The 6,688-nt window shown below is 66.8% G+C and carries 4 protein-coding genes; all 4 read right to left on the bottom strand.

Annotated elements, in window-relative coordinates; genetic code table 11:
- Positions 1–344, bottom strand: a 344-nt coding sequence (locus ACE3S9_RS01580; protein ID WP_374544671.1) for a transglycosylase domain-containing protein, incomplete at its 3' end; no start/stop codon positions are given.
- A complete protein-coding gene (locus tag ACE3S9_RS01575; protein WP_374544670.1) occupies positions 341–5,632 on the bottom strand; it encodes an alpha-2-macroglobulin in 5,292 nt (1,763 codons plus the stop codon). The genes ACE3S9_RS01575 and ACE3S9_RS01580, both read right to left, overlap by 4 nt.
- A 92-nt stretch (positions 5,633–5,724) precedes the next feature.
- Positions 5,725–6,285, bottom strand: coding sequence for a sigma-70 family RNA polymerase sigma factor (locus tag ACE3S9_RS01570; RefSeq protein WP_374544669.1), 561 nt, complete (start codon positions 6,283–6,285; stop codon positions 5,725–5,727).
- On the bottom strand, positions 6,282–6,593 hold the full coding sequence (locus tag ACE3S9_RS01565) for a NepR family anti-sigma factor (RefSeq protein ID WP_374544668.1): 312 nt from the start codon (positions 6,591–6,593) through the stop codon (positions 6,282–6,284). Before ACE3S9_RS01565 ends, ACE3S9_RS01570 begins: the two co-directional genes overlap by 4 nt.
- Positions 6,594–6,688: the final 95 nt, after the last annotated feature.

Genomic DNA, 6,688 nt, shown 5'->3' with positions numbered 1-6,688 from the left:
TGGCCGTGGCGGATATATTGCCAGGCGGCGCGCAGCAAGGCGCGGTAATCGACGCCGCCGTGCCGCTCGAATCTCTTGTCCTCATAGGCCTTGAGCAGCGTGAAAAAGCGTGGATCGACCTCGCTGGCGCGAAGCGGCAGCCGCCAGCGGCCGTCCTTGGTCTCGAAGGCGCGCAACAACTGGCCGTCGCGGTCGAGCGCCACGGTCGAGGCGCGGTCGAGCGCGGAAAGGTCGAGCGGACCGAGCGCTTTTTGCGCGTTCAGCCAGGCGGCGGGAACGGCCAGCCCGAGAAAGCCGGTCACGCCCGCGGCATAAAGCCAGGCCCGCCTGCGTTTCGCGCTCACTTTTTCGCGCTTCCCCCGATCTCGACCGTCCCGAAGCCGGTGCGTCCGAACCGTTCGGGCCGGTACATGTCCTCGATGGTCGTCGGCGGCGCCACATAGCTCCCGGGGCTCACCGCCCGGACGACATAAGCGATGGCGAAGGTCGCCTTGTCCGAGCCGCTGCGCTCGAAGGCGGCGACGAAACGGTCGTCCTTAAATTCGGTATGAGTCGGCGTGACCTCGGCCTTGACCCATTGCAGGTCTTCGGTCGAGCCGCCGTCGAACAGGTCCGGATTGTCGATCTCCAAACCGGCCGGCAGACGGTCTTCCAGCAGCAGCCGGGCAAAAGCCGCCTCGGTCTCGGTCACTTTCAGCGCCACCACCAGCCGCTCGTTCTGCGCGATGGTCGCCGGATCGACCGGCGTTCCGTCGAGCCGGTAGTAGCCGCGCTCGATCTTGTAGCCATGCGATTCTTCGGGCTCTTTTTGCGCCGGGCGGCCCGACACGCTGATGGCGAGGCGGACGGGGGCCTGTCCCTGATTGACGATGGTCACGGGCTTGCCGGTGAGCGCCACATCGTCGTAGCGGACCGCGAAAGCGCCGCGACGCGCCACGCCATCGACGGACAGTGTTTGCGCGTCGGCCTGCGAGGCGAGGGCGCCGGCGGCCAGGATCATCCAGCTTTCCTCCTGGGTCGAGGCGCGCGGCGTCGCGGCGGCTTCGTTTTCCACCACCTGCGCCGCCTTGACGATGACCGCCTGATCGGCCTGGCTCTCGGAGGCCAGCGTCAATAGCCCGGCGCCGTCGCGCAGCAGCGAGCCGTAATCGGCGCGCGAATAAGGCGCGGATTTGCTGGCCCGCAGAAAATCCCCCGCCGAGGCGAAGACTTTTTGCGCGCGGTCGCGGTCGCCGATCAAAGCGAGCGAGGCCGCAAGCTGGGCGCGGGCAAGCGGCGTGTCGAAGGCGTCGAGCCGGGCGTCGACCAGATAGCGCAGGTCGCCCGCGACCGGGCGGCCGTTGCGCGCCAGCACATAGATCGCATAAGCCAGCGTCGCGCTGTTCTCGATCTTGGCGTCGGAGGAATTGACGACGTAATTGCGCAGCCGGTCGAGCGCATTGTCCATGGCGCGCTGCGGCACGACATAGTTGTTCTCGCGGGCGCGGGTCAGGAAGTCGGTGACGAAGGCGGTGAGCCAGAGATCCTCGCCGCCGCTTTCCGCCGACCACAGGCCGAAGCCGCCACTGGAATCCTGCCGCGATAGCAGGAGCGCGATGGCGCGGTCGACGCGGGCGGGAATGTCGCCCGCCAACCCCGGACCTGCGGCGCCGTTGAGCCGGCTCAGATAGAGCAAAGGCATGGCGCGGCTGACGGTCTGTTCCGAGCAATGCCAGGGATAGATGTCGAGGGCGGTCAGCAGGCCGGCGACATCGACGCCGCCGAGCGGCGCGGCGCTGGCGGAAACCGCGCCGGTGGTCGGAATGAATTCGGCCAGCAGATCCCTCGAGAGAACAAGGCTTTCGCCCGGCTGCAGGGTGTGGAAGCTGCGTTTGACCAGAGCCGAAGTCCCCGGCTCGATTGTGAGCGCGACGCTTTGCGTGGCCTCGAATTTCGGCCCGGTCAGCGTGACCTCGAGCGTGGCGTCGCCAAGGCCGGTCGCGCGCAGCGGCACATTGACCGAAGCGGTCGCGCCGGCGCCGAGCTTCACGTTTTGAGCCAAGGCGGCGGCGTCGCTCGCCAGCGGGCCATGCAGGGCGACGCTCAATTTGTAATCGCCGGCGGCGCCTTCGACATTGTCGAGCCGCAGGTTGAGCCGCGACTGGTCGTCGAGCGAGAGGAAGCGCGGCAGGCTGGCCTGAACCACCACCGGATCGCGGACGATGACATCCGCCGAAGCCGAGCCGGCGCGGGACTTCGTCCAGGCGACGGCGGTGACGCGGACTGTGCCATTGAAGGCGGGAAGGTCGAAACTGACATCGGCCTTGCCGTCCGCTCCGACCCGGACCAGGCCGGAATAAAGCGCCAGCGGCGGCTGGTTGGGCTTTTCCGCCGAGGTTTCCTCGCCGCCCGAATCGCCGCCCGAACGGATCGCGCCGCGCGTTCCCTGCAAGCCGTCGATCAGAAAGCCATAGACGTCGCGGATTTCGGTCGCGAGCGCGCGCTGGCCGTAGAAATGGTCGCGCGGATCGGGCGTCTGGTAGCGGGTCAGGTTGAGAATGCCGACATCGACCGCCGCCACCGTGACATAGGCCTCTTCGCCCGCCGTGAGGCCAGCGAGTTGGATCGGCAGCGTCAGCTTTTCGCCCGGGCGCGCCTTGGCGGGGGCGTTGAGCGCGATATCGATGCGATGTTTGGCCGGATCGACGGCGAACCAGGCGAGGCCCATGGCGCGGCCGGGCATCCGGCCCGCGGCCTTGTCGAGCGGCCGATGCGCCAGAACCAAAGCATAGGCGCCGACGCCCCAATCCGCGCCGACCGGCACGGCGATTTCATTATCGCCCTTTTTGAGGTCGACCGGCAAAGTGGTCTTCACGCCGTCGCCCACCACGGCCAGCGTCGCTTTGGCCTCGGTTCGCGCGGCGATCTTCAGCTTGATCGTCTCGCCGCCGGCATAGGCCGGCTTGTCGAGGGTCACGTCGAGCAGGTCGGGCGTTTCAGCCTTGCCCTCGCCGGACCAGCCGACGTCGAAAGCCAGCGAGGTCTGGAAATCGCCCGGTTCGTCATCGCGCAGATCGAGCCGATATTGGCCGAGCCCGACGACCGCCGCGATTTTCGCCGGGGCGTCGGGCGTCAGGTCGACCGCGCCCTCGGCGACGCGGCGCGACGATTTGACCTGTTCGAAATTCCAGCGCCCGTCCTGCTTGTACCATTGGTAATCATTGCTGAGGCGATAGAGCGACCAATGGGCGTTGCGCCGCGTCGTCCGCAGCCCGTCGCGACCGATGGCGATGACGTCGAACGTGGCTTTCGATCCGTCGGAGAGATTGGCGAAATTCTTCTTCACGCCGATCAGACCGCCCGGCGGCAGCAAGGGCAGATAGGTCACGCGCTCGATGGCGCGGCCGCCCTGTTCGCCGGCGCGCAAGACGATCTTGGCTTGCAGCGGCCGGGTCGATTTCACCTGCGGCAGCGCGACATTGACCGTGGCCGCGCCCTTGGCGTCGGTGGCCGGCATATCCTCCAGCTCGTTCTTGACGGCGGAAAAATCCTCATCCGCCACGCCGGCCTCGAAGCCCTTGAGCGCGGGCAGGCCGTGGTCGCTGGCCGCCTCGATTTCGACATCGCCGCTGATGGCGAGATCGGCGCCCGGCGCGCCATAGAGATAGCGCACGGCGACGCCGACCGGCGTGGAATCGCCCGGCCGCGCGGCGGCGGCTTTCGGCGTCAGGACCATATCCATGCGCTCGGGGACATAATCCTCGACCAGAAAACTGGTCTCGCCGATGGCCGGGCTTTTCGGATCGGAAAAAGCCAGCACGGTCCAGCCGCCCGAGGCCGCCCCGGCGGGCAGGATGAGATCAAGCGCGCGGCCGCCGAGGCCCTGATCGGGCAAAGCGACGCGCTTGAATTCGACCCCGTCCGGGCGCTTGACGACCAAAGTCAGCGGCGCGGCGGCGGCGATCCCGTCGGAATCGCGCAGCAAGGCGGCGAGATGGACCGTTTCATTGGAGCGATAGACGCCGCGCTCGGCATAGACGAAGGCGTCGAGCGCCTTGGGCGGCTCGCGGCCAGTCACGCCGCGGTCGGTCAGGTCGAAGGCGTTCTGCTGCAGGTCGAGGAAATTGTAATCCGCCTTGCCGTCGCTCGCGACCAGCAGGCCGGGCGCGAGCCCGCCCTGGCCGCGCGACAAGCCGGGCGCGAAACGGGCCTCGCCTTTGGAATCGGTTTGCGCGGTTCCGAGCACTTCATTGTTCTTGGCGACCAGCCGCACCTCGACGCCGGGCTTCGGCTCGGCGGTGGCCAGCGAGCGCGCCAGCGCCGTGACGCCATCGCCGCCGCTGAGCGCGGTGAGGCCGAGATCGGACACGACGAACCATTGCGTCGCGCGCACGCCATAGGATTCCTCGTCGTCCTCCTTGGCGGCGGCGGCGGCGAGATCGTCGGCGGCGGCTGCGCTCATTACATAGACGCCCGGCTGCGGTTGGCCGAGCGCCTCCAGCACCGGGAAATCGGTCGTCACATCCTTGTTCAGCTCGGATTTGACGTCCATGGTCCCGGACCAGATCTTCTGGCCGTCGCTGTCGGCGAATTGCTTGAACCGATAGGTCGAGAGCTGGCTGAGAAAATCCTCGGAGCGGATGGCCGGCTGCAGATTGCGGTCGCCGATGCGGAAGATTTCGACCTTCACTTTCGACGTATTGACCGAGACCACCGGCGCCCCTTCGGGGCCGACGCGGGGCAGGATGTAATTGCGGCCAGTGAAACGCGCCTGCGGCGAGCGGTCGCGCACGTAAATCGCGTAATCCTGCGTGCGCAGCAGGTTTTCGCCGACCGCCGAGGGCAGGCCCTGACGCAAAGTTATGGCGTAATGCGCGCCATGTTTCAGGCCCTCGACGCAGATCTGGCGCTCCTCATTGGAAACGGCCGCGTCGGACCGGCCGTCGAGCGTCACGAAAGAGGAGAAATCGGCCTGGCCGCGCTTGAGGTCCTCGGAGAACTGGAAGCAGATGCGCGGATTGGCCGATTCATTGTCGACCTTATAGTCGAGCATGCGAAAACCATATTTCTCGCGCAGGTCGTCATAGGTTTTCTGGTTTTGCGGCAGGTTGAAAGCGGCGAGACCGGCGGAATAGGCGTTGAGCGCGTCGCGCCAGGATTCGCGCGCGGCGAAAATTTCCGCCACCAACGCTAGAGCGGCGGCGTCCTCGGTCCTGGCGCGGGCGTGGCGATAGGCGGCGAAAGCGGCGGCCTGCGCCTGGTCCTTCAATTGCTCCGCATCGTCGCCTTTCTGCATGGCGGCGGCGAGCGACGTCCGGGCGAACAGCAGCCAGTCCGGCACGCTGTCCGGCGTCGCGGCCACAATCGCGCCGAGCAGCGGGAGAATTCGCGAGAAGTCGCCCTTGGGGGCGGCGGCGACGGCCTGTTTGCGCAGATCGGCGAGCGGATTATGGGCGCGCAGTTCGGCGCTGTCGTCGGCGAGCTTCTGCTCCAGCCGCGTCGCCGCGCTGGCGAGATCCTCATTGACATAGGGCTTTTCGGCCGCGACGGCGGGGGCGGAAGCGACGGCTGCGCCGAGCGCGGCGGCAAGGCAGACGGAGCGGAAAAAGGATCGCAAGCGAATCGGCGAAAATAGATTTGAAAGTGAATTCATGGCGGCGTCCTCCCGAAGGGCGGGCGGGTGTGCTTGAACGCGGCCGATATTCGCCGGGCCGCCGGCTGTCGGCAAGGTGAAATTCGGGCCGGTCAGTCCCCGAACGGCGCGGCGGCGGCGCGGTCGGACAGCGCGGGGTCGGGGCCGAAATCCTCGACCGAGGACAAGGCGAGCAGCTCCATCAGCCGGCGCCGCGCGCGATTGACGCGGCTCTTGATGGTGCCGACGGCGCAGCCGCAGATCTCGGCGGCCTCCTCATAGGAAAAGCCGGAGGCGCCGATCAGCACCAGAGCCTCGCGCTGGTCGTCGGGCAACCGTTCGAGGCAGGCGCGGAAATCGGCCAGGTCGAGATGGGCGAGCTGGTCGGGCATAGCGACGAGCCGCGCGGCGGCCTCGCCGTCGACGTCCTGGACCTCGCGGCGCGCCTTGCGATATTGGCTGAAAAAGGTGTTGCGCATGATGGTGAACAGCCATGCGCGCATATTGGTGCCCTCGGTGAAGGACGAGGCGCTCGACCAAGCCTTCATGAGGGTGTCCTGCACGAGATCGTCCGCGCGGTCGCTGGAGCCCGCGAGGGAAAGGGCGAAAACGCGGAGCGAAGGAATCTCCGCCAGAAGCAGGTCTTTCAGGCTTAGCCTGGCTTTTTCATTCATGCGGCGCCGGCCTTGTCCGCCCTGGCCGCGTCTTTCCCGGTTTTGGGCGTCCCGGCCTTGTCCTGGGCGGTCTTATCGTGTTCTTCGTCGCCGGTTTCGAGCCGGTCGAGCAGAAGCTTGAACCTCTCCGGGACAGGTTCGCGCGCCATGGCCTCGTACATATTCCGTAGCTGTTTGCCAATATGCGCTTGCAGGAGGGGTTCAAGCGTCGGTTCGGCCGGCGCTTTTTCGTTTTCGCGTTCAGTCATGCAGCCCCGACCCTCGCTCCTCGCCCCGGTCTGTGGGCGCGACACGATCTCGGCTTTCAACGCTGCTCGCGCAGAATTGTTCCCGTAGCCCTATAATGGACCGGTTTTTCGCGATAGGATACTGCTACGTCCACGATCAAACACCGTTCTTTGCG

Source organism: Rhodoblastus sp., assembly GCF_041915505.1.
GTDB lineage: Bacteria > Pseudomonadota > Alphaproteobacteria > Rhizobiales > Beijerinckiaceae > Rhodoblastus.
The sequence above is the reverse complement of the archived record's forward strand: the minus strand, read 5'-3'. Positions and strand labels throughout refer to the sequence as shown.

Coding starts and splice junctions, on each gene's coding strand:
- ACE3S9_RS01575 (WP_374544670.1), bottom strand. CDS start 5,632: ATGAATTCACTTTCAAATCTATTTTCGCCGATTCGCTTGCGATCCTTT.
- ACE3S9_RS01570 (WP_374544669.1), bottom strand. CDS start 6,285: ATGAATGAAAAAGCCAGGCTAAGCCTGAAAGACCTGCTTCTGGCGGAG.